The following is a 20705-nucleotide window of genomic DNA, read 5'->3' as shown; positions in this document are numbered from 1 at the left end:
CTCGCGTTCCCAGACGGGAACGTAAGCGCTTGCTGTGAACGCGTCAATAGATGTGTGCTTGATTCTTATTCACGGACATGAACTTGAGTGGGTTCGAGCAGTCCCGTGACGAGGTCGCGGGGCAGGCCGTGGGTGTCGTGGAGGTAGCCGAAGTCCTCCTCGCGCAGCGGCCGGCGGAACTCCGGGCGGGACAGCAGGCGGCGCCCGCGTTCGAGGAGGCTGGTGAACTTCCGCTCCTCCTCCAGGAGTTCCCGGCGAACCCGGTCGGCGTCGCAGGACTGGCGGAAGTGGTCGAGGGTGTGCAGGAGCGGTTGCGAGGGCAGGTCGGACAGGCTGCGGGTGGGGTCGTCGCGCCGCAGGGTGGTCAGCAGGCGGCGGATCAGCCGGCGCAGGACGTAGCCGCGGCCGGTGTTGGACGGTCGGACGCCGTCGCCCAGCACGACGACGCCGGAGCGCAGATGGTCGCAGACCAGCCGCGTCGACCGCTCGTCGCGCAGGTCCCACAGGCCGGGCACCGTGGACGTCCACGGCTCGAACAGGTCGGTGTCGTAGACCGACCGGTGGCCCTGCAGGACGGTCACGAGCCGCTCCAGACCCATACCGGTGTCGACAGCGGACCGGCCAAGGCGCTCGAGGCTGCCGTCCTCGTGCCGGTGGTAGCGCATGTGAACGTGGTTCCAGATCTCCACCCATCGGGAGTCGGTGGTGGGCGTGCCCTGGGGCGGGATGCCCTCGCCGCCGGTCCAGAAGAAGATCTCGGAGTCGGGGCCGCACGGGCCGACCGGACCGTTGGACCACCAGTTGTCCTCGGTGGTCGACTCCACCGGCAGCCCCAACTCCTCCCAGGTACGCAGAGATTCGACGTCCGGGCCGACCTGCCCGTCGCCGCCGAAGACCGTCACATGCAGCTGCTCCCGCGGGATGCCGAAGCCGTCGCGCAACAGCTCGTACCCCCAACGCAGGCTCTGCGGATGGCCGTAGTCGCCGAGCGACCACGAGCCGAGCATCTCGAAGACCGTCAGATGGGTCGGGTCACCCACCTCGTCGAGGTCGGTGGTGCGCAGGCAGCGCTGGACGTTGACCAGGCGCCGCCCCTGGGGGTGGGGGCGGCCCAGCAGGTACGGGGTGAGCGGATGCATGCCGGAGGTGGTGAACAGCACCGGGTCCGAGGGCGGCGGCAGCAGTGTGCCGCCGGTGACGGGGTGGTGCCCGCGCTCGCGGTAGAAGTCCAGGAAGGTGCGGACGGTCTGCTCGGTGTTCATCGCGGTGGTCCTTCGGGTCAGGGGACCGGAACGGACCGCGCGGGGCAGACGGGCGTTGAGATGAGAGAGTCCCGGCGGTCCGTTTCCGGCCGCCGGGGAGAGGTGAGAGGTCAGGCGTCGGCAGCCGGGGAGCTGGTCGCTCGCGCGGCTGCGGTGCGGGTTCGCCTGATGACCTTCATGGACCCGACGCTAACAGCACCGGGGCAGACGCTCCCGCGAATTTTCCTCAGCCCCCGGTGCCGGGGGGGGCGCCGGGTCCGGCCTGAACGCCTCGGCGATGGCGGCGCACCTGGTCGCCAGGTCGAGGTGGTGTCCCCGGAGGAGTCCTCCGCCCGGACCTGCGCCTCGCGTCCTCGGGGCACGGCGACTGTCCTTCGGGCCGGGCACGCCGGTCTTGCCGGCCGTCCTGCCCGGGGGCAGGCCGCCCGCCCGGGTCAGCTCACCAACGCCGTGTGGGTCCGGTCGGGTTGGGGCGGGGGTGCCGGTTGGGCCGCGCGGGCCAGCGTGCGGCGGTCGGGGTGGGTGTCCGCCGGGATGGCCTCGCGTACCTCGACCTCGGCCACCAGGCCCCGGGTCATCGCGACCCGCCACACAGACGCCGGCAGCGAGTCCTCGCCGATGAAGGCCGGTGCCGTGCTGGCGGTGCCGGCGATCCGGTAGCGCAGCCGCACCGGCTGGACGGGGACGTGCGCGTCGAGGGCGGCCTGGAAGACGGCCCGGCGGAAGCTGCCCTGGGCGCGGCCGCACCAGGTGCTGCCCTCGGGGAAGACCCCCACGGCCTGCCCGGCGCGCAGCGCGTACGTGACGCGGGCGACGGTGTCGGGCAGGGCGCGCAGCCGGTCGCGGTCGATGAACAGGGCGCCGCCGCGGGCTGCGAGGGGGCCGGCCAGGGGCCAGTCGCGGATGTCGGACTTGGCGAGCATCCGCGCGGGGCGGACGGCGGCCAGCAGCGGTATGTCCAGCCAGGAGATGTGGTTGGCGACGAGCAGCAGCCCGCCGGCGGGCGCGTCGGCGCCGGTGATCCGCACCCGCACCCCGGCGGCCCGGACGATCCACCGGCACCACCGCCTCACCCACTCGGCGGGCATCGGTCCGCCGAGCGGCGACAGCGCGATCCCGGCGAGCATCAGGGCCACGACCGCGGTGATCCGGGCGACGGCACGCGGTACGGCCGTGACGCGTCCCCTCTGCTCTATGCACGCCCGCGGGGTGCAGGGCGCGCTGGGCGTCCAGACGCTCATCAGGCCGGGACCATGGAGAGGAAGTGCCGCAGATAGCGCGGGTCGACCCGGCGCATCGACAGCAGCACGTACAGGTCGGCGACGCCGAAGTCAGGGTCGTGGGCGGGTTCGGCGCACACCCAGGCGCCGAGGCGGAGGTAGCCGCGCAGCAGGGCGGGCAGCTCGGCGGCCGGGGCGGGGGCGGACGGGGCGGCGGAGGGGGTCCAGGGCTGCAGCGGCCGTACGCGGTACTCCTGCGGAGCCAGGTGCTTGGCCCGCACCCGGTCCCAGGTCGCGGAGGCGAGCGCGCCGCCGTCGGCGAGCGGCACGGAGCAGCAGCCGGCCAGCCACTCGTGCCCCCGGTCGACCATGTAACGGGCGATGCCGGCCCAGATCAGGCCGATGACGGCGCCGTCGCGGTGGGCGGGGTGGACGCAGGAGCGGCCGACCTCGACCAGACCCGGGCGGATCGGGTCGAGCGGGCCGAGTTCGAACTCGCCCTCGGAGTACAGCCGTCCGGCGACCGCGGCCCGCTCGGGCGGCAGCAGCCGGTAGGTGCCGACGACCTGCCCGGTGCTCTCCTCGCGCACCAGCAGGTGGTCGCAGTGGGCGTCGAAGGCGTCGACGTCGGACCCGGGCTGCGCGGTGGTCAGCAGGGCGCCCAGCTCCCCGGCGAACACCTCGTGCCGCAGCCGCTGCGCGGCACGCACGTCGGCCTCGTCGCGGGCGAGGGAGACGGAGTAGCGGGTGGGGGCGGCGGGCTGTGCGGGGCGGTCCAGGGTGGTTACGCCGGTCATGGCTCTCTCCAGGTCGACGGCCGGGGACGGCGGAGCGGGAGCAGACCGTTGGCGCGTGATCTGCCGCTCCTGTTCTTCCGACGCGCGCTGACCTTCGCGTGACCGGAGCGGAGAGAACGCGTGTGAGGTTGCTGAACGGCTCGGGCCGCACCCGGCATTTCGCCGGCGCGCGGTCCTGCGTCCATCCGCGGGACTACGGCGGACCACCGGCGCGCGCGGCGTCATGCGGTCGGCCTGCTCTCCGCCGGCCCGGGTCCTGTCGTGCACGAGACGCGGCTCGGATGGCCTAGCTGCGCACGCGCCCACCGGCTCCCGCGGCCAGAGTGGGCTGCATGACAGAACCCGGAACCGCTGAGCGACGGCGCGGTCCGGCCCCGTCCGCCGGGCGCCGACGGACCTTGCACGGTGCCGGGGAGGCCGCCCGGTGCGCCGCCGAAGCGCTGACGGAGCTGATCCGCCACCGCCTCGAAGGGGTTTCCGCGGTGTGCCGGGGCGAGGACGGCGGCTGGATCGTCGACGTCGACGTACTCGAAATGGCACGCATCCCCGACACCACCAGTCTGCTCGCGACGTACCAGGTGGAACTGGATTCGGCGGGCGAGCTGGTGCAGTACCGGCGGACCGCCCGCTACCGGCGCGGCGCCCAGGACCAGTGACCGCGCCGTCGCCGAAGCTTCCCCCGGAAGGACCGCCGCATGACCGTCTACAACGACGAGGTCGTCTGTGCGCCCCGCGCCGGAACCCTCTACGACGTGCTGGAGCTGATTCTCGACCGCGGCATGGTGATCGACGTCTTCGTGCGCGTCTCGCTGGTCGGGATCGAGATCCTCAAGGTCGACGCGCGGATCGTGGTCGCCAGCGTCGACACCTATCTGCGCTTCGCGGAGGCGTGCAACCGCCTCGATCTGGAACGCGACTCGCGCTCCAAGACCGTGCCCGAACTGTTCGGCGGGCCGGTCTCCAGGACCATCGGCAAGGCGGGCGCCAAGCGAACCGCCCGCTCCCTGACCGACAAGGTCAAGGACATCCTCACCCCGGACGACGACACGGACGACGAGGCCGACGAGCGCTCCGCCCAGCCTGAACGCAGGCGGCGCGGCCCCGCGAAGAAGACCGCCGGCTCCTCGAGCCGCCGTGCCGGTGACGACGACCGCCCGCGGACCCGGCGCCGCAAGGCCGAGGAGGAGGCATGACCGTGACGGCCACCGCCGCCCCCGCCACCGCCGACACCCTCTACGTCTACGGCATCGCCCCCGCGGGCGTCGAGCCTCCGCGCGCCCCCGGAGTGGGCGGTGCGGTGGTGCGGCTGCTGACCGAGGCCGGGCTGTGTGCCGCGGTCTCGGACGCCCCGGCGCACGTCCGGGCGCGCCGACGGGACCTGATGGCCCATCAGTCGGTGCTCGGCGAACTCGGCGCGCAGGGCCCCGTCCTGCCCATGCGGTTCGCCGTCCTCACTCCCGACGCGGTGACGTTGCGCCACCAACTGCGCTCTGACCGGGCTCACTTGACGGCGCAGCTGGACGGGGTGCGGGGCTGCGTCGAGATGAACGTGAAGGGGGCCGTCGTACCGGGATACTTCGCCGACCTCGTGCGCCGGGACGAGACCCTGCGCGCACTCGCCCGCCGGACCCGGAACCGCCCCGGCTACGAGGCGAACGTGCGGCTCGGCGAGGCGCTCGCCAAAGGCGTCGCGCGCGAAGCACGGCGCGCGGCACGGGACGTGCTGGCCTGCCTGACTCCGCTCGCCGTGCGCACGGCGCAGGGAGCGGTCGACGACGAGCAGGTGCTGAGCACGTCGTTCCTGGTGCGCTCGGCCGACGAGCAGCGCTTCCGCCAGGCCGTGGACGAGCAGGCACGCGGCGTCGGGGACCGGCTGGCACTCAGCATGACCGGGCCGCTGCCGTGCTACAGCTTCGTCGACGCGCCGTCGGCCCCGGCCGGCCGGTGACGCGGTGGGACTCGTGAGCGGGCTGCTGCTCCTGCCGATGGCCCCGTTGCGCGGCACGCTCTGGGTCGCCGACCACCTGCTGCAGGAGGCCGAGCGGCAGGCCTGCGGCCCGCGTGCGGTTCAGGCATGCCTGGCGACCCTCAACCGGGCCCTGGAGGAGGGTGCGATCGACGAGGCGGCCTTCGAGAAGGAGGAGGAGCGGTTGCTCGCACGCCTCGACAGTCCCGTCCGGTACGCCGGCCGGCCCCCGGCGGCCCCTGTCCCACCCGCCGGGGACGACGGCGGCGGGCTCGTCCCGGCACGTCACCGACGCCGCGGAGGCGCCTCGTGACCGACCTCGGCACTTGGCCGGCGGACCCCGGTGCGCAGCCTGTCGGGCCGCCCACCGGAAACCTCGCCGACCTGCTCGAACGCATCCTGGACAAGGGCATCGTCATCGCGGGCGACATCAAGATCGACCTGCTCGACATCGAGCTGCTCACCATCCGCCTGCGCCTGTTCATCGCCTCGGTCGAGACCGCGAAGAAGGCGGGCATCGACTGGTGGGAGACGGACCCGGCGCTGTCCTCGCGCGCCGCGCGGGACGCGCTCGCCGAGGAGAACGCGCGTCTGCGCGCGCGGCTCGAGGCGCTGGAGGAAGCCGACCCCGACACCGCGGAGGTGATCCGATGACCACGGCCCCCGCCGATCCGGCGACCACGGTGAGGCAGGACGGGCCGCGTTCCACGGTCACCTGCGTGTTCGCCGTGACGGACACCCCTGTGCCGGACCACGTGCTCGCGCGGACGCCGGGCCATGACGGCGGCGGTCCGCTGCGGGTGCTGGCCGCGGGCTCGCTGCACCTGGTCGTGCAGGACGCCCCCGCGGCGGCGTTCAGCGAGGAGGCGCTCGCGGAGCGGCTCAACCGGCCCGACGAACTGGAGCGCTGCGCCCTGGCCCACCATCGCGGCGTGGAGGCGGCCGCGGGCGCGGGTCCCGTCGTACCGCTGCCGATGGCGACGCTGTATCTCGACGACCGCAACGCCGTACGGGCGGTGACCGCCCGGGAGGCGTCCCTGCGCGCCCTGCTGGACCGGTTGCGCGACCGTACGGAGTGGGCGGTGAAGGTGCACGGTCCGACGATCGCGCACGCGTCCGGTGCCGGTTCCGGTGCCGCCGGGGACGTGCCCGCCGACGGCCGGTCGTATCTGCGCCGGGCGAGCGCGAGGCGCAGCGCCGAGCGCGAGATCCGCGAGCGCGCCCTGGCGCAGGCCCACGCCGTCGACCGGGAGTTGCGGCGGTACGCCGTCGCCGCGACACGGCACCGGCCGCAGAGCGAGCAGCTGACCGGCAGGAACGTCCCGCAGCTGCTCAACGCGGCCTATCTGATCGACGACGGACGGCGGGGCGAGTTCGTCCGCGCCGTCGGCCGGCTGGCCCGCGAGGCCCTCGGCAGCGCCGTGGAGGTCACCATGTCCGGACCCTGGGTCCCGTACTCCTTCGCCCGGTCGGACGAGGTGGAGTGCGGCGCGCACGAGGAGATCCGGGCATGAGCGGGCCGGCCGCGGACGGTGCGAACCGCGCGGTGGTGCCGTGGGAGGGGCCGGAATCGTACGCGCCCGTCGGGGTGCCGCTCGTCGACCTGCTCGACCGGGTGCTGGCGACGGGTGTCGTGGTCAGCGGCGACCTGGTGCTGGCCATCGCCGACGTGCCGCTGGTGCGGATCTCCCTGCACGCGCTGCTGGCGTCGGTCAGCGACCGGGTTCCCGCGCCCTGGCCGGACAGCGGGCCGCTGTGACCGCGCCGCGCGCCCACGCGGTGGACCTCGATCCCGAGCGGGTCACCAACGACCTGGCGGCCCTGGTCCTGACCGTGGTGGAACTCCTGCGGCAGCTCATGGAACGCCAGGCGGTACGCCGTTTCGACGAGGGGACGCTCAGCGACGAGCAGGAGGACCGGCTCGGTGCCGCGCTGATGCTGCTGGACCAGCGCATGGACGAGCTGTGCGCGCAGCACGGTCTGCGGCGCGGCGATCTCAACCTGGACCTGGGCCCGTTGGGCCCCCTCCTGGCCGATCCCGGGCCGTGACCCCGTGGGCGGGGCGGGGAGTTCACAGGACGTGGTCTCCGGTCATGCCCGCATATGGGGCGGGGCCGGAGAGCACCACTCCCGGCCCCGCCCGTCCGCCCCTTGCGGCGGACGTCTCTGTGCACCGCGGCTAGCGCTTGGCCGCCTTGCGCGTCGCCCGCAGCCACTCCTTGTTCATGCTGGTGATGGACACCAGCGGAATCCCCTTCGGGCAGGCGGTGGCGCACTCCCCCGTCAGCGTGCACCCGCCGAACCCCTCCTCGTCCATCTGCGCCACCATGTCCAGCACCCGGGTCTCCCGCTCGGGCGCCCCCTGCGGCAGCACGTTGAGGTGGTTGACCTTGGCGGAGGTGAACAGCATGGCCGCCCCGTTCGGGCACGCGGCCACGCACGCCCCGCAGCCGATGCACTCGGCGTGCTCGAAGGCGAAGTCGGCGTCCGGCTTCGGCACCGGCGTGGCGTGCGCCTCCGGGGCGGAACCGGTCGGCGCGGTGATGTACCCGCCGGCCTGGATGATCCGGTCGAAGGCCGACCGGTCCACGACCAGATCCTTGATCACCGGGAACGCGGACGCCCGCCAGGGCTCGATGTCGATCGTGTCGCCGTCCTCGAAGGACCGCATGTGCAGCTGGCAGGTGGTGGTCCGCTCGGGCCCGTGCGCGTCCCCGTTGATCACGAGGGAGCACGCGCCGCAGATGCCCTCGCGGCAGTCGTGGTCGAAGGCGACCGGGTCCTCACCCTTGAGGATGAGCTCCTCGTTGAGGGTGTCGAGCATCTCCAGGAAGGACATGTCGGAGGAGATGCCGTCCACCTCGTACGTGGACATGGCGCCTTCGGCGTCGGCGTTCTTCTGTCGCCAGACGCGCAGGGTGAGCCTCATGCGTAGCTCCGCTGGGTGGGGTGGACGTACTCGAAGACCAGGTCTTCCTTGTGCAGGGTGGGCGCCTCGCCGGTGCCGGTGAACTCCCAGGCGGCCGCGTACGCGAACTCCTCGTCCCGGCGGGCGGCTTCGCCGTCCGGGGTCTGGGACTCCTCGCGGAAGTGGCCGCCGCAGGACTCGGCACGGTGCAGTGCGTCGAGGCACATCAGCTCGGCGAGTTCGAGGTAGTCGACGACACGGTTGGCCTTCTCCAGCGACTGGTTGAACTCCTCGCCGGTGCCGGGCACCTTGATGCGCCGCCAGAACTCCTCGCGGATCTCCGGGATGCGCTCCAGCGCTTTGCGCAGACCGGCGTCGGTGCGCGCCATGCCGCAGAACTCCCACATCAGTTCGCCGACTTCGCGGTGGAAGGAGTCGGGCGTGCGGTCGCCGTCGACGGACAGCAGCAGGTTGAGCCGGTCCTGCGTCTCGGCGAGCACCTCCTGGACCACGGGGTGTTCGTCGGTGACCCGCTCCTGGTGGGGGTTGCGGGCGAGGTAGTCGTTGATGGTGGCCGGCAGTACGAAGTAGCCGTCGGCCAGGCCCTGCATCAGCGCGGACGCGCCGAGGCGGTTCGCGCCGTGGTCGGAGAAGTTGGCCTCCCCGATGGCGAACAGGCCGGGGACGGTGGTCTGCAGGTCGTAGTCGACCCATAGTCCACCCATCGTGTAGTGCACGGCCGGGTAGATCCGCATGGGCACCTGGTACGGATCCTCGTCGGTGATCCGCTGGTACATGTCGAAGAGGTTGCCGTACTTGGCCTCGACGGCCTTGCGACCCATACGCTCGATGGCGTCGGCGAAGTCCAGGTACACGCCCTGCCCGCCGGGGCCGACTCCGCGCCCCTCGTCGCAGACGTTCTTCGCGGCGCGGGAGGCGATGTCGCGCGGGACCAGGTTGCCGAAGGAGGGGTAGATGCGCTCCAGGTAGTAGTCGCGCTCGTCCTCGGGGATCCTGTTCGGCGGCCGCTGGTCGCCCTTGGCCTTGGGTACCCAGATCCGGCCGTCGTTGCGCAGCGACTCGCTCATCAGGGTCAGCTTGGACTGGTGGTCGCCGGTGCGCGGGATGCAGGTGGGGTGGATCTGCGTGAAGCAGGGGTTGGCGAAGTACGCCCCGCGGCGGTGGGCCCGCCAGATGGCCGTCGCGTTGGAGTTCATGGCGTTCGTCGACAGGTAGAAGACGTTGCCGTAGCCGCCGCTGGCCAGGACTACGGCGTCCGCGAAGTAGGTGGAGATCTTCCCGGTGATCAGGTCCCGGGCGACGATGCCGCGCGCCCGCCCGTCGACGACGATCAGGTCGAGCATCTCGGTGCGCGGGTGCATCTCCACGTTGCCGGCGGCGATCTGCCGGCTGAGCGCCTGGTAGGCGCCGAGGAGGAGCTGCTGGCCCGTCTGGCCGCGGGCGTAGAAGGTGCGGGAGACCTGCACGCCGCCGAAGGAGCGGGTGTCGAGCAGGCCGCCGTACTCGCGGGCGAACGGCACGCCCTGTGCCACGCACTGGTCGATGATCTCGACGGAGATCTGCGCCAGACGGTGCACGTTGGACTCGCGGGCCCGGAAGTCGCCGCCCTTGACGGTGTCGTAGAACAGCCGGTGCACGGAGTCGCCGTCGTTGCGGTAGTTCTTCGCCGCGTTGATGCCTCCTTGCGCGGCGATGGAGTGGGCGCGGCGCGGGGAGTCCTGATAGCAGAACTGGACGACGTGGTAGCCCTGTTCGGCCAGGGTGGCGCCGGCGGAGCCGCCCGCGAGGCCGGTGCCCACGACGATGACCGTGTGCTTGCGCCGGTTGGCGGGGTTGACCAGCTTGGCCTCGAAACGGCGCTTGTCCCAGCGCTCGTTGACCGGTCCGGCCGGGGCCTTGGTGTCGGCGACGGGTTCGCCGGTGCGGTAGTCGGTGTAGGTCATGTCAGCTCACCACTCCGGTCATGACGCCCACGGGGACGGCGATGAAGCCGGCCGTGAGCAGCAGCGCGAGGACGTTCGCGACGGTCTTCAGGGCGCGGTCGCGGGTGCGGCTGCCGACGCCGAGGGTCTGGGCGGCGCTCCAGAAGCCGTGCCGGATGTGCAGGCCGAGCGCGAGCATCGCGACGATGTAGATGACGTTGCCGTACCAGGTGGAGAAGGTGTCCACGACGTTCTGGTACGGGTGGCCGGGCTGGAAGCCGCCCGAGTGGACGGTGCCGGTGGTCAGGTCGAGGATGTGCCAGACGATGAACAGGCCGAGGATGATCCCGCCCCAGCGCATCGTGCGCGTCGCGTAGCTCGCCCCGGCCTTCTTGTGCACGTACTTGCTGGGGCGCGCCCTGATGTCGCGGCGGCTGAGCTGGTACGCGGACACGGCGTGGGCGACGACGGCGGCGATCAGCACGACGCGGACCAGCCACAGCGTCCACTCGTAGTGCATGAACGGTTCGCCGACGGTGCGCAGCCAGTGCGCGTAGTGGTTGAACTCGCCGGGCCCGAAGAAGATCTTCAGGTTGCCGATCACATGGGCGACCAGGTACAGCAGCATGATCACGCCGCTGACGGCCATCACCGTCTTCTTGCCGACGGAGCTGTCCCACACCGTGCGCGCCATCGACGGCCGTCGGTCCGTCCGCGTTGCCAGAGCCATGAGTCCTGACGTTAGGGCCGTTCGGCCCCATCGGTCCAAGACATGATCGAGCTCGTTTCCATAGGCTGCGGCTATCCTAGGAGCGTGCAGTTCCAGCAGCTCCAGTACTTCGTGGCCGTCGCCGAGACCCGCCACTTCACCCGGGCCGCCGAGCTGGTTCATGTCGCCCAGCCGTCGCTCTCCCAGCAGATCAAGGCGCTGGAACGGGAGCTCGGGGCGGATCTGTTCCGGCGCGCGCGGGGCAACATCACGCTCACCGACGCGGGTGAGGCGCTGCTGCCGCTGGCCCGCCGCATCCTGGCCGACGCGGACACCGCCCGGCAGGAGGTGCAGGAGCTGGCGCAGCTGCGCAGCGGCCGGGTGCGGCTGGGCGCCACGCCGAGCCTGTGCACCGGCCTGCTGCCGGACGTGCTGCGTGCCTTCCACGACCGCTATCCCGGTATCCGGCTGCTGATCGAGGAGGGCGGTTCGCACGACCTCGTCCGGGAGCTGGCGCGCGGCGCCCTGGACCTGGCGCTGGTCGTCCTGCCGCTGCCGACACCGTCCCCGGCGCTGACGACGGTGGAGCTGCTGCGCGAGGACCTGGTGGTGGTCTCCTCGCCGGAGGCACCCGCCCCGGGCGGCCCCGGCCGGCGTACCGTTCGCATCTCCGATCTGGAGGGCGAGCGCCTGGTGATGTTCCGGCACGGCTACGACCTGCGGGAGCTGACCGTGGCCGCGTGCCGCGCCGAGGGGTTCGAGCCGGGGTTCGCGGTGGAGGGCGGCGAGATGGACGCGGTGCTGGGGTTCGTGCGGGCGGGGCTGGGCGTGGCCGTCGTACCCCGGATGGTGGCGACGCGGACCGGCCGGGGGCTGCGGGTCACCCCGCTCGCCCGGCCCGGCCTGCACCGCACGATCGCTCTCGCGCACCGCAGCGACGTCGCTCCACCGCGCGCGGCACGGGAGTTGCAGCGGATGCTGCTGGAACGGTGAGCGGCGCCTTGTGGTGGGAGCGGTGAGCGGTCCCGGGCTGGAAGCCGCCCGCTCACCGGGCGAGGACGAGGCCGCCGTCGATCGGTCGATCACCGGATCGCTGCCGGTGATGTCGCGGAGCGATGAGCGCTGCCCCCCACCGGGCCGGCGCCGCCCGGTCACCAGGTGGGGATGAAGCCGCCGTCGATCACCAGGTCGCTGCCGGTGATGTTGCGGGAGTGGTCGCCTGCGAGGAAGAGCACCAGGTCGGCGATCTCGGCGGGCTTGGAGAAGCGGCCGGTGACGGTGGCCTTCGAGGCCTGCGCGACCACGTCGTCCGGGGTGATGCCGGCGGCGGCCGAGACCGTCTGCGCCACTCCCCCGCCACCCAGCCACAGCTCCGTCTCGACGGGGCCGGGACTGACGGTGTTGACGCGGATGCCCTTCGGACCGACCTCCTTCGACAGCGCCTTGGAGAAGGCGACCAGGGCGGCCTTGCCCGCGCTGTAGTCGATGACCAGCGGGTCGGGGAGGGTGGCGTTGACGGAGCCGACCGTGATCACCGAGCCGTCGCCGGCGTCCAGCATCACGGGCAGCGCGGCCCGGGTGACCCGTACGGCGGTCAGCAGGTTCAGGTCGATCGTGCGCCGCCACTCCTCGTCGGTGACCGACAGGAAGCCGCCGGTGCGGGCGGGTGCCGAGCCGACGTTGTTGACCAGGACGTCGATACGTCCGCCGGCCGCCGCGACCAGTTCCCCGGCCGCGTCCGGCTCGGCGAGGTCGACCGGCACCCAGGTCACCGAGCCTTCCTTCACCAGGGTCTCCAGGCCTTCGGAGGTCGTGCGCGACCCCGCCACGACATGGGCGCCCGCCCGGGCGAGGGCCTCCACGATCGCCAGCCCGATGCCCTTGCTGGCGCCGGTGACGACGGCCGTCCTGCCCTGCAGTTCGCTGCTCATACTGTCCAACTCCCTTGATGAGAAGGCGATATCAGGCGTGTGCGGTGTCATGGCCCTGGATGTCCTGCCGGTCCAGCCAGTCCAGCGCGTACTCGGCGACGGTCCGCCAGCCGTGGTCGACGGTGAGCGAGTGACCGCGGTCGGGGAACTGCTTGAGCTCGGTGACGGCCGGCGAATCGCCGTAGAGCTTGTAGGCGGAGCGGGTCACCACGTCCGGGACGGTGTGGTCGGCCTGTCCGGAGATCAGCAGCAGCGGGCCCCGGTCGGGGTTGCGGGTGGCGACCTCGGCGGCCGAGTGCCGGGTGAAGTTGGCGAACGCGGCCTCGAACAGCGGGCGGCCGGGCGAGGGGACGGTGAACCGCTCGTGCAGGGCGTCGGACTCGGCCTGCTCCAGGGCGTTGCCGAAGCCGTAGCGGAACTGCGCGGGCGTCAGGGAGACGGAGCGCTTGCGGTTGGCCGGGTTGCCCAGCACCGGGAAGCCGGCACGCAGCTGGGCCGGGGGAAGTGTCTTGACGCCCTTGATCTGCGCCGGGTCGACGGCGACCGCGGCCCGGGCCAGGCCCTTGCCGAGCAGCTTCTGGGTGATCAGCCCGCCGAAGGAGTGGCCGATCAGCACGGGCGGGGCGTCCAGGGAGCGGATGATGCCGGCGTAGTGGTCGGTGACGTCGTCGATGCCGATCTCGGCGACGGCCTCCGGGTGCCGGCGCGCCTCGGCGACGGTGGCCGCCTCGCCGGGCCAGCCGGGGGCCACGGGCGCGTAGCCGCGCTCCGTGGCCAGGTCGATCCAGGGCTGCCAGGACGAGGCGTGCAGCCACAGTCCGTGGATGAGGACGAGGGGGGTGCGCGATGTGGCCATGGCCGGCTCCTGGGGCCTCGGGACCGCCGAGGGGCGGTGCGTTGCCTTCACAGTGCCGCGACGGTCGCCCCCACGGATTGAGTCGAACGACTGTCGTCGGCGACGGCAGCCGACGTCGCGGAACGGGTCAGGTCCCCTCGAGTGCGTCCCGCAGGGAGGCGCGGGAGGAGATGCCCAGTTTGGGGAAGATCCGGTAGAGGTGCGCGCCGACCGTGCGCGGGGAGAGGAAGAGCCGGGCGCCGATCTCCTTGTTGCTCAGGCCGCTCGCCGCGAGCTCGGCGATCTGCCGTTCCTGCGGGGTGAGCGCCGTGTCCGTGGCGGTGTGCCCGCCGGGCAGGCCGGAGGCTCGCAGCTCGGCCTGGGCGCGGCGCAGCCAGGGGGTGGCGCCGAGCAGTTCGAAGGTCTCCGCGGCGCGGCCGAGGGCCGTGCGGGCCGACGTGCGGTCGCGGGTGCGGCGCAGCCACATGCCCTGCTCCAGACGGACCCGGGCCAGCTCGAAGGGGAAGTCGACGCCGGCCGGATGGGCGACCGCCCGCTCGAACAGCGGCCCCGCCTCGGTCTCGTCGGCCGTCATCGCCAGCGCGGCGGTGGTCAGGAAGTCCAGGCGCGGGGAGATGGCCGGCAGCCCCTGGTCGCGGGCCGCCAGGGCGTGCGTGCGGGCCTGGCCGGCGCGACCGGTGTGCACGGCGGCCTCCACCAGGTCCAGCAGCGTGCGCAGGGCCTGCTGCGAGTACGGCGTGAAGGTGCCGGGCGCGGTGAGGCCGCCGGCGTAGGCGTACGCGCTCTCGTAGTCGCCGGTGGTCAGGCCGAGGGCCGCGCCGGTGGCCTCGGCGAGTTGGGTGAGGTAGCCGACGCCGCGCGGGCGGTGTCGGCGTCGCCGCGCCAGGCCGCGAGCAGGCCGAGGAAGCCGTGGTACTGGTACTCGAACAAGCGGTAGCCGTGGGCGACGGTGAGGGCGAGTCCCCGGCGGCCGGTCTCCTCGGCGGCGTCCCACTCACCGCTGGAGATCTGGTCGAGCATGACCAGCTGCTGCAGCGTCATCGCGTTGGTGACCGCGCCGCTGCCCGTCTCCCGGTCGGCGACCCGGCGCACCAGCATCCGGTGTTCGGCGAGCGCGTCCAGGTAGTACGCGGCCACGCCGAGCCGCATCACGTCCCAGGGCTGGCCGTCGCCGAGCTCGCCGAACGCGGCCAGAACCCGCTCGCGCGCGCCGGCGCCCCTGCGGGCCACATCGCCCCAGGCGTCCCGGTAGAGCGGGGTCGGGCCGCCGACGCGGTCCGCGTCCCGGTCCATCAGCGCGTCGCTCACCCGCCACAGGGCGGGGTCGGCGGAGAACACGCTGATGGCCAGCAGCAGGTTCAGCAGGCGGGCGCGGATCTCCTCGTCGGTGTCCGGCGGGAGCGCCTGGAGTTCCGCGGCGACCCTGCGGTGGGCGGAGCGGACGTCGCCGTCCTCGTAGAGCGCGGTGTAGGCGTACGTGATCACGGCCGTCGGCGACCGGCCCGTACCGGCCAGCCGGTCGGAGGCCTCGCGCAGTTCGTGCGCCTGGTCCAGCAGGGCGGACTGGGCGGCGACGAAGGCTGCCTCGCCGAGACGGCGGGAGCGCTGGGCCGCGGTGGGACTGAGTTCGGCGGCCCGGGTGAGCAGGGTGAGGGCGGCCGCCGAGCCGCCGCGCGCGGTGGCGGAACGGGCGGCGCGCTCCAGGACGACGGCGACCGACTCGTCCGGGTCCACGGTGGCCGCCGCGAGGTGGGTGGCGTGGCGTTCGAGTTCCCTGCGGTGCAGCCGGGCCAGGTCGGCGTGGGCGGCACGGCGTTCGTTGGGGGTGGCGGACTGCAGCAGGGCGGAGCGGACGAGCGGGTGGCGGAAGACCAGGTCGCCGGTGTCGGCGTCGGTGGTGAGCAGGCCGTGTGCGACGGCGCCGTCGACGGCGCGCAGCGGATAGCGGGCACGGCCGGGCAGCGCGGCGGCGCCGGTGCCGTCGAGGGCGGCCCGCAGCAGCTCCGCGCGCTCGGCCCGGTCGAGGCCGGCGATACGGTCGCCGTACAGGCGCTCCAGCCGCCGGGACAACGGCAGTTCGGGCCGGTCGGCGGAACCGTCCACGGCGGCGGGCAGCTCCAGCAGGGCGAGGGGGTTGCCGCGGGCCTGGTCCAGGAGCCGGCGCCGGGCCGGTTCGGGGAGGCCGGGGCTGCTGGTGTCCAGCAGCCGGGCCGAGGCCTCGGCCGACAACGGGTGCACCGTCAGCTCGGGCAGCCCGGAGCCGTCCCACGGCGACGGCGTGTCGGCCCGCACCCCCACCGCCATCCGCACGGCGTGGCCGGACAGCCGCCGCGCGATGAACCGCGCCACCTCCGCGCTCTGCGGATCCAGCCAGTGCGCGTCGTCGACCACGAGCAGCAGCGGTACGTCGCCGGAGGCCAGGGCCAGCAGATCCAGTACGGCGATGCCCAGAACCATCACCGACGGCGGCTCACCGGTGCTCCGGCCGAAGACGATGTCGAACGCCGCCCGCGTCGCCGGGTCCAGCGCACCGGCATCGGCCAGCAGCGGGTGCAGCAGCTGGTGCAGTCCCGCGAACGCCAGTCCGGCCTCGGCCTCCACCCCGGCCGCCCGCACGACGCGCTGCCCCAGCCCGGCCGCCTGTGCCGCCGCCACGTCCAGCAGCGCGGTCTTCCCCACCCCGGGCTCGCCCCGCAGCACGAGCGCCCGCCCCTCGGCGGAGGCGACGAGCCCGCCCAGCTCACCGACCTCCCACTCCCGCCCCACGACCGAACGCACATACGCCATGCGCACATGCTGCCCCTTACGAACCCGGCCCGCCGCCGGAATCCCGGTGCCCGATCACGCGGACACCCTCCGAGGGCCGCCGTACGCGGCGCGCCGCCCCGCCCGCAACCGGCTCCGCCGGGGGCCGGCGCGGGCCGCGGGCGAGTCCGATTCGCCGCTTCGGGGAGCGCGTCGGGGCCGTGATCTGCCGCCGGAGGCGGAAACGAGCCGCCCCTGTCGGCGTGCCACACGCCACGGCGGCGCACGGCAGGCTCGACGGCGCGTCCGCGCAGCGCGCGGCCTCCCGTCGGACGCCTCGACCTCGACCACGACCACGGGCGCCTCGGCCAGGGGGCCTGGGCGCTCTCGGCGACGGGTACGACGGTCCCGGCGGTCTCGCCTTTCGGGCGGCCCGCTGTCCTTCCGGACGGGCGAGGTCGTGCAACGACAGGCCGCTGTCCCTCCGAACAGACCGCGAACCTCCGGCCAGGGGCGACAACAGGCCGTCGTCGCCCCTCACGGACCGCGTCGGTCAAACTCCCGGACCGGCCTGGCTCCCAAGCCCGGACCGGCCTGGCTCCCAAGCCCGGACGGGCCACGGTCCGCGCGGACAGACGGCATCCCCTCCCAACCGGCCGCCCTCCCGGCCGTGAGCGAGGACAGGCCGTCGCCATCCCTCGCGAACCGAGTCGGTCGACCTCCCGGCCCGGCCGGGCTCCCCGGCAGGGGCGCGTCACGGTCCTCGCGGACAGGCCGCGGTCCGACCCGAACAGGTCGCAAGCCTCCCGACCGTGGGCGGAAACAGGCCATCGCCGCCCGTCGCGAACCGAGTCGGTCAACCTCCCCCGACCGGCCAGGCTCCCCGACCCGGACGGCCCACGGTCCTCGCGGACAGGCCACTGTCCCCCCGAACAGGTCGCAAGCCTCCCGACCGTGGGCGGAAACAGGCCATCGCCGCCCGTCGCGAACCGAGTCGGTCAACCTCCCCCGACCGGCCAGGCTCCCCGACCCGGACGGCCCACGGTCCTCGCGGACAGGCCACTGTCCCCCCGAACAGGCCGCAAGCCTCCCGACCGTGGGCGGAAACAGGCCATCGCCGCCCGTCACGAACCGAGTCGGTCAACCTCCCCCGACCGGCCAGGCTCCCCGGCCCGGACGGCCCACGGTCCTCGCGGACAGGCCGCGGTCCGACCCGAACAGGCCGCGAGCCTCCCGGAAGGACCGCACGCGCGGCGAACATGCCGTCGCCGTCCCTCGCGGACCGAACCCGTCGGCCCCCGCGGCGACCCGTCAGCCCGTTGCGTCGACCAGTGCCAGTTCGTGCAGGCGGTCCGGGGGGCCCGGGCGGGCGTAGTACCAGCCCTGGGCCGTGTCGCAGCCCAGTATCCGCAACTGCTCGGCCTGGGCGCCGGTTTCCACGCCCTCGACGGTGACCGCGAGGTCGAGGCTGTGGGCGAGCGAAACGATCCCCTCGACGATCTTGAGGTCGACCGGGTCGGCCGGGAACTGCTGCATGCCCTGGGTGAAGGAGCGGTCCAGCTTGAGGATGCTGACCGGCAGGCGGCGCAGGTTGGCCAGGTTGGAGTAGCCGGTGCCGAAGTCGTCCAGGGCGATGTCGACGCCCATCTCGGCGAGCCGGCGCAGCGGTTTGAGCAGATCGTCGTCCGCGCCGATCAACGCCGACTCGGTGACCTCCAGGCACAGGGCGTCCGGTTCGACGCCCGCGCGTTCCAGGATGTCGACGGTGTCCTGCACCAGGCCGGGGTGGGTGAGCTGGCAGGGCGAGAGGTTGACGTTGATGCGCAGCGGGCCCGCCGCGTCGTGCCGTTCTCGCCACTCCCTGGCCTGCCGTACCGACTGCTCCAGCACCCAGCGGCCGAGCGGCACGATGAGGCCGGTGTGCTCGGCGAGCGGGATGAAGCGGTCCGGGCCGAGGACGCCGTGCTGCGGATGCAGCCAGCGCACCAGGGCCTCGGCGCCCCGGACGCTGCCGTCTCCGAGGTGGACCAGCGGCTGGTACTCGATGAAGAACTCGTCCCGCTCCAGCGCGGCCGGCAGGGCGGTGGTCAGGCCGTGCCGGGTGATGGCGCGGGCGTCGGCCTCCGGGTCGGCGAGCTCGAAGCGGTTGCCGCCCGCCGACTTGGCCCGGTACATGGTGATGTCGGCGCTGCGCAGCACCTCGGCCGGGCTGCGCTCACCGGCCGGCCCCTCGACGATGCCGATGCTGCCGCGCACGGTCAGCTCACGGCCGTCGATGCTGATGGGGGCGAGCAGCGCGCTCATGATGCGGGCGGCGAGGTCGTCGACCCCGCGCTGGGTGTCGGGGCCGGTGGTCAGCGCCACGAACTCGTCGCCGCCGAGCCGGGCGACCATCTCGCCGGGCGCGGTGGCGCAGGACGACAGCCGGTCGGCGACCTCGACGAGCAGCCGGTCGCCGGCCGCGTGGCCGAGGCTGTCGTTGACGGTCTTGAAGCCGTCGAGGTCGAGGTAGCACAGGCCGAAGCGCTGGCCGCTGCCCGCGCCGAGGGCCTTCTCCAGGCGCTCGAAGAAGAAGGTGCGGTTGGGCAGGCCGGTGAGGGCGTCGTGGGTGGCCTCGTAGCGCAGGCGGAGGTTGAGCAGCCGGCGCTCGGTGGTGTCCTCCATGAGGGCGAGCTGGTACTGCGGGTTGCCGTCGGCGTCGCGCAGCAGGGAGACCGTCAGGTTGGTCCACAGGACCGTTCCGTCAGGGCGGTAGAAGGCTTTTTCGAGGTGGTAGTGCTCGCGCTCGCCGCGGACGAGCTCCTCGTACAGCGTCCAGGTCTGGGGCGCGTCCTCGGGGTGCGTCCACTCCTTGACGTTGCGGGTGCGCAGGCTGTCCTCGGGGATGCCGAACATGCGCAGCAGTGCGCCGTTGACCTGGAGGATGTTGCCGTCCAGGTCGGCCATGCCGATCCCTATGGCCGCGCCCTCGAAGACCGCGCGGAAGCGGGCCTCGGTCGCGTGCAGCGCCTGCGCCACCACGCCCTGCGCCTTCAGGGCGGCCGCGGAGATCGCCTCCTGCTCGGCGAGGGTCCGCTCGCGCAGCTCCTGGGCGAATCCGGCGGCCATGGCGTGCTGCAACCGGGCGCAGCGGGCCCGCAGTTCCTCCCGGTCGCCGTCCTCGCCGCAGTACAGCACCAGGTAGGCGTCGACGCAGTCGAGGGTCCGGCTGAGCGCCTCGGGGTCGGTGCAGTGGGCGGAGACGAGGGCGGCGCCCACCGCCCTGCCCTCGTCCGCGTCGAGCGGCCGTGCGTGCAGTGCCCGGCTCAACCGCCGGGCCAGCGGCAGGAGTTCCTGCTCGAACTCCGGCCGGGTCAGCGACGTGGAGGTCACCGGGAACACCGCCCGGCTCCAGATCGTCGCGAACCGGCGCAGTCTGTCCTCCGGCCCGTCCGGCTCCGCGGTCACGCCGTACGCCCCACGCCGGCGAACCCGGAGAAGGCGTAGGGATCCTCGTCCTCGGGCGCCGTATCCGGCCGCCAGTGCGGCATCGGCACCAGTCCCGGTTCCACCATGTCGTACCCCTCGAAGAACCGCGCGATGTCGTCGCGCGAGCGCATGATCAGCGGGTTGCGAATGTCCTTGTACACGTCCACCGTGCCCGCGGCCCGCTCCGGGGAGAGCGGGATTCCCTCGTACGAGGCATGGGTGAGGATCAGCATGCTGCCGGGCGCGAGCGCTTCGCGCAGCTGGGCCACCGCCTCGTACGGGTCGTCCTCGTCCTCCACGAAGTGCAGTATGGCAACGAGAAGCAGCGCCACTGGCCGATTCAGGTCGATCAGGCGCTCCACTTCGGCGCTGGCGAGGATCTCCTGCGGCTTGCGGAGGTCGGCGGCGACGACGCCGGCGTTGTCGTTGCCCTCGAGGACCGCCTGGCTGTGCGCGACGGCGACCGGGTCGTGGTCGACGTAGACGACGCGCGCGCCGGGGCTGGCGTTCTCGGCCACCTCGTGGACGTTGCCGAAGGTCGGGATGCCGGAACCGACGTCCAGGAACTGGGAGATGCCCTCATCGGCCGCGAACCGCACCGCGCGGCGCATGAACGCCCGGTTCGCCTGCATGATCTTGGGCAGGCCCGGCATGAACTCCATCGCCTTGCGGGCCGCCTCCCGGTCGACCTCGAAGTTGTGCGAACCGCCCAGGTAGAAGTCGTAGATCCGGGAAACGCTCGGCACCGAGATGTCGATGCTCCGTGGGGCCCAGGCGGGACGTTCCATCTATCTCTCCAGGGGCGTAGGCGATCCGGTGTTCGAGCAGAGGCTACTGATCGCCTGCCAACGGGGCGAGCTGAAACGGAAATTGACCGTCCGTTCCCGGTCACTGCCTGCG

Annotated in this window: 21 protein-coding genes; 9 read left to right on the top strand and 12 right to left on the bottom strand. The window is 73.0% G+C overall.

All coding sequences use genetic code 11. The features are described 5' to 3' along the window. Positions 1 to 65: 65 nt before the first annotated feature. The 3 genes from FBY22_RS12260 to FBY22_RS12245 form a co-directional block, all read right to left on the bottom strand. Positions 66 to 1262 carry an alanine--tRNA ligase-related protein gene (locus tag FBY22_RS12260; RefSeq protein ID WP_142144979.1) on the bottom strand — a complete coding sequence of 399 codons (1197 nt, stop codon included), beginning with the start codon at positions 1260 to 1262 and terminating at the stop codon, positions 66 to 68. A gap of 434 nt (positions 1263 to 1696) precedes the next feature. Next, positions 1697 to 2503: a 1-acyl-sn-glycerol-3-phosphate acyltransferase gene (locus FBY22_RS12250; RefSeq protein WP_142144975.1), complete on the bottom strand. Its 807-nt coding sequence runs from the start codon at positions 2501 to 2503 to the stop codon at positions 1697 to 1699. Next, complete coding sequence (locus tag FBY22_RS12245; protein WP_142144973.1) at positions 2503 to 3279, bottom strand: GNAT family N-acetyltransferase; 777 nt, start codon at positions 3277 to 3279, stop codon at positions 2503 to 2505. The genes FBY22_RS12250 and FBY22_RS12245 overlap by 1 nt, the downstream gene beginning before the upstream one ends. 332 nt (positions 3280 to 3611) lie before the next feature. Between FBY22_RS12245 and FBY22_RS12240 the strand changes: the two genes are divergently transcribed. The 8 genes from FBY22_RS12240 to FBY22_RS12205 are packed head-to-tail and all read left to right on the top strand — an operon-like array spanning position 3612 to position 7294. Further along, on the top strand, positions 3612 to 3935 hold the full coding sequence (locus tag FBY22_RS12240) for a gas vesicle protein (protein ID WP_142144971.1): 324 nt from the start codon (positions 3612 to 3614) through the stop codon (positions 3933 to 3935). A 39-nt stretch (positions 3936 to 3974) separates the two neighbouring features. Next, positions 3975 to 4472, top strand: a complete 498-nt coding sequence (locus FBY22_RS12235; RefSeq protein ID WP_142144969.1) for a gas vesicle structural protein GvpA — start codon at positions 3975 to 3977, stop codon at positions 4470 to 4472. Then, a complete protein-coding gene (locus FBY22_RS12230; protein ID WP_142144967.1) occupies positions 4469 to 5227 on the top strand; it encodes a GvpL/GvpF family gas vesicle protein in 759 nt (252 codons plus the stop codon). The genes FBY22_RS12235 and FBY22_RS12230 overlap by 4 nt, the downstream gene beginning before the upstream one ends. A 4-nt stretch (positions 5228 to 5231) precedes the next feature. Next, entirely contained in the window at positions 5232 to 5558 is a 327-nt protein-coding gene (locus tag FBY22_RS12225) for a gas vesicle protein GvpG (protein WP_142144965.1), read from the top strand. Next, a complete protein-coding gene (locus FBY22_RS12220) occupies positions 5555 to 5899 on the top strand; it encodes a gas vesicle protein (protein ID WP_142144963.1) in 345 nt (114 codons plus the stop codon). Before FBY22_RS12225 ends, FBY22_RS12220 begins: the two co-directional genes overlap by 4 nt. After that, positions 5896 to 6759 carry a GvpL/GvpF family gas vesicle protein gene (locus FBY22_RS12215; RefSeq protein WP_142144961.1) on the top strand — a complete coding sequence of 288 codons (864 nt, stop codon included), beginning with the start codon at positions 5896 to 5898 and terminating at the stop codon, positions 6757 to 6759. The genes FBY22_RS12220 and FBY22_RS12215 overlap by 4 nt, the downstream gene beginning before the upstream one ends. Next, entirely contained in the window at positions 6756 to 7004 is a 249-nt protein-coding gene (locus FBY22_RS12210) for a gas vesicle protein (RefSeq protein ID WP_260844802.1), read from the top strand. The genes FBY22_RS12215 and FBY22_RS12210 overlap by 4 nt, the downstream gene beginning before the upstream one ends. Then, complete coding sequence (locus FBY22_RS12205; RefSeq protein WP_142144959.1) at positions 7001 to 7294, top strand: gas vesicle protein K; 294 nt, start codon at positions 7001 to 7003, stop codon at positions 7292 to 7294. Before FBY22_RS12210 ends, FBY22_RS12205 begins: the two co-directional genes overlap by 4 nt. Before the next feature lie 130 nt (positions 7295 to 7424). On the opposite strand, the gene FBY22_RS12200 is transcribed toward FBY22_RS12205, so the two are convergent. From FBY22_RS12200 to FBY22_RS12190, 3 genes are read right to left on the bottom strand one after another with little or no spacing between them, the layout of a single operon-like run. Continuing rightward, the gene (locus FBY22_RS12200; RefSeq protein WP_142144957.1) at positions 7425 to 8174 is read right to left on the bottom strand and encodes a succinate dehydrogenase/fumarate reductase iron-sulfur subunit; all 750 of its coding nucleotides are present in this window, start codon (positions 8172 to 8174) and stop codon (positions 7425 to 7427) included. Next, positions 8171 to 10117, bottom strand: a complete 1947-nt coding sequence (locus FBY22_RS12195; protein WP_142144955.1) for a fumarate reductase/succinate dehydrogenase flavoprotein subunit — start codon at positions 10115 to 10117, stop codon at positions 8171 to 8173. Before FBY22_RS12195 ends, FBY22_RS12200 begins: the two co-directional genes overlap by 4 nt. Position 10118: 1 nt before the next feature. Further along, positions 10119 to 10790 carry a succinate dehydrogenase gene (locus FBY22_RS12190; RefSeq protein ID WP_142147560.1) on the bottom strand — a complete coding sequence of 224 codons (672 nt, stop codon included), beginning with the start codon at positions 10788 to 10790 and terminating at the stop codon, positions 10119 to 10121. Between the two features lie 120 nt (positions 10791 to 10910). Between FBY22_RS12190 and FBY22_RS12185 the strand changes: the two genes are divergently transcribed. Continuing rightward, positions 10911 to 11798, top strand: a complete 888-nt coding sequence (locus FBY22_RS12185) for a LysR family transcriptional regulator (RefSeq protein ID WP_142144953.1) — start codon at positions 10911 to 10913, stop codon at positions 11796 to 11798. 158 nt (positions 11799 to 11956) lie between these two features. Here the strand turns inward: FBY22_RS12185 and FBY22_RS12180 are convergent, their stop codons facing one another. The 6 genes from FBY22_RS12180 to FBY22_RS12160 all read right to left on the bottom strand — a co-directional run bounded on the left by FBY22_RS12180 (position 11957) and on the right by FBY22_RS12160 (position 20593). Further along, entirely contained in the window at positions 11957 to 12736 is a 780-nt protein-coding gene (locus FBY22_RS12180; protein WP_142144951.1) for an SDR family NAD(P)-dependent oxidoreductase, read from the bottom strand. A 31-nt stretch (positions 12737 to 12767) separates the two neighbouring features. Continuing rightward, on the bottom strand, positions 12768 to 13592 hold the full coding sequence (locus tag FBY22_RS12175) for an alpha/beta hydrolase (protein ID WP_142144949.1): 825 nt from the start codon (positions 13590 to 13592) through the stop codon (positions 12768 to 12770). Positions 13593 to 13719: 127 nt separating this feature from the next. Then, entirely contained in the window at positions 13720 to 14277 is a 558-nt protein-coding gene (locus FBY22_RS45710) for a helix-turn-helix transcriptional regulator (protein WP_313905375.1), read from the bottom strand. A 116-nt stretch (positions 14278 to 14393) separates the two neighbouring features. Beyond that, a complete protein-coding gene (locus FBY22_RS12170; RefSeq protein WP_313905374.1) occupies positions 14394 to 16379 on the bottom strand; it encodes an AAA family ATPase in 1986 nt (661 codons plus the stop codon). Between the two features lie 1269 nt (positions 16380 to 17648). After that, complete coding sequence (locus FBY22_RS12165; protein ID WP_142144947.1) at positions 17649 to 19784, bottom strand: bifunctional diguanylate cyclase/phosphodiesterase; 2136 nt, start codon at positions 19782 to 19784, stop codon at positions 17649 to 17651. Then, complete coding sequence (locus tag FBY22_RS12160) at positions 19781 to 20593, bottom strand: SAM-dependent methyltransferase (RefSeq protein ID WP_142144945.1); 813 nt, start codon at positions 20591 to 20593, stop codon at positions 19781 to 19783. The genes FBY22_RS12165 and FBY22_RS12160 overlap by 4 nt, the downstream gene beginning before the upstream one ends. Positions 20594 to 20705: the final 112 nt, after the last annotated feature.

It is taken from the genome of Streptomyces sp. SLBN-31 (assembly GCF_006715395.1).
GTDB lineage: Bacteria > Actinomycetota > Actinomycetes > Streptomycetales > Streptomycetaceae > Streptomyces.
This window is presented reverse-complemented; position numbering and strand designations above follow the sequence as displayed.

Coding starts and splice junctions, on each gene's coding strand:
- FBY22_RS12200 (WP_142144957.1), bottom strand. CDS start 8,174: ATGAGGCTCACCCTGCGCGTCTGGCGACAGAAGAACGCCGACGCCGAA.
- FBY22_RS12175 (WP_142144949.1), bottom strand. CDS start 13,592: ATGGCCACATCGCGCACCCCCCTCGTCCTCATCCACGGACTGTGGCTG.
- FBY22_RS12215 (WP_142144961.1), top strand. CDS start 5,896: ATGACCACGGCCCCCGCCGATCCGGCGACCACGGTGAGGCAGGACGGG.
- FBY22_RS12190 (WP_142147560.1), bottom strand. CDS start 10,790: ATGGCGCGCACGGTGTGGGACAGCTCCGTCGGCAAGAAGACGGTGATG.
- FBY22_RS12235 (WP_142144969.1), top strand. CDS start 3,975: ATGACCGTCTACAACGACGAGGTCGTCTGTGCGCCCCGCGCCGGAACC.
- FBY22_RS12260 (WP_142144979.1), bottom strand. CDS start 1,262: ATGAACACCGAGCAGACCGTCCGCACCTTCCTGGACTTCTACCGCGAG.
- FBY22_RS12250 (WP_142144975.1), bottom strand. CDS start 2,503: ATGAGCGTCTGGACGCCCAGCGCGCCCTGCACCCCGCGGGCGTGCATA.
- FBY22_RS12210 (WP_260844802.1), top strand. CDS start 6,756: ATGAGCGGGCCGGCCGCGGACGGTGCGAACCGCGCGGTGGTGCCGTGG.
- FBY22_RS12195 (WP_142144955.1), bottom strand. CDS start 10,117: ATGACCTACACCGACTACCGCACCGGCGAACCCGTCGCCGACACCAAG.
- FBY22_RS12240 (WP_142144971.1), top strand. CDS start 3,612: ATGACAGAACCCGGAACCGCTGAGCGACGGCGCGGTCCGGCCCCGTCC.
- FBY22_RS12180 (WP_142144951.1), bottom strand. CDS start 12,736: ATGAGCAGCGAACTGCAGGGCAGGACGGCCGTCGTCACCGGCGCCAGC.
- FBY22_RS12160 (WP_142144945.1), bottom strand. CDS start 20,593: ATGGAACGTCCCGCCTGGGCCCCACGGAGCATCGACATCTCGGTGCCG.
- FBY22_RS12170 (WP_313905374.1), bottom strand. CDS start 16,379: ATGGCGTATGTGCGTTCGGTCGTGGGGCGGGAGTGGGAGGTCGGTGAG.
- FBY22_RS12230 (WP_142144967.1), top strand. CDS start 4,469: ATGACCGTGACGGCCACCGCCGCCCCCGCCACCGCCGACACCCTCTAC.
- FBY22_RS12245 (WP_142144973.1), bottom strand. CDS start 3,279: ATGACCGGCGTAACCACCCTGGACCGCCCCGCACAGCCCGCCGCCCCC.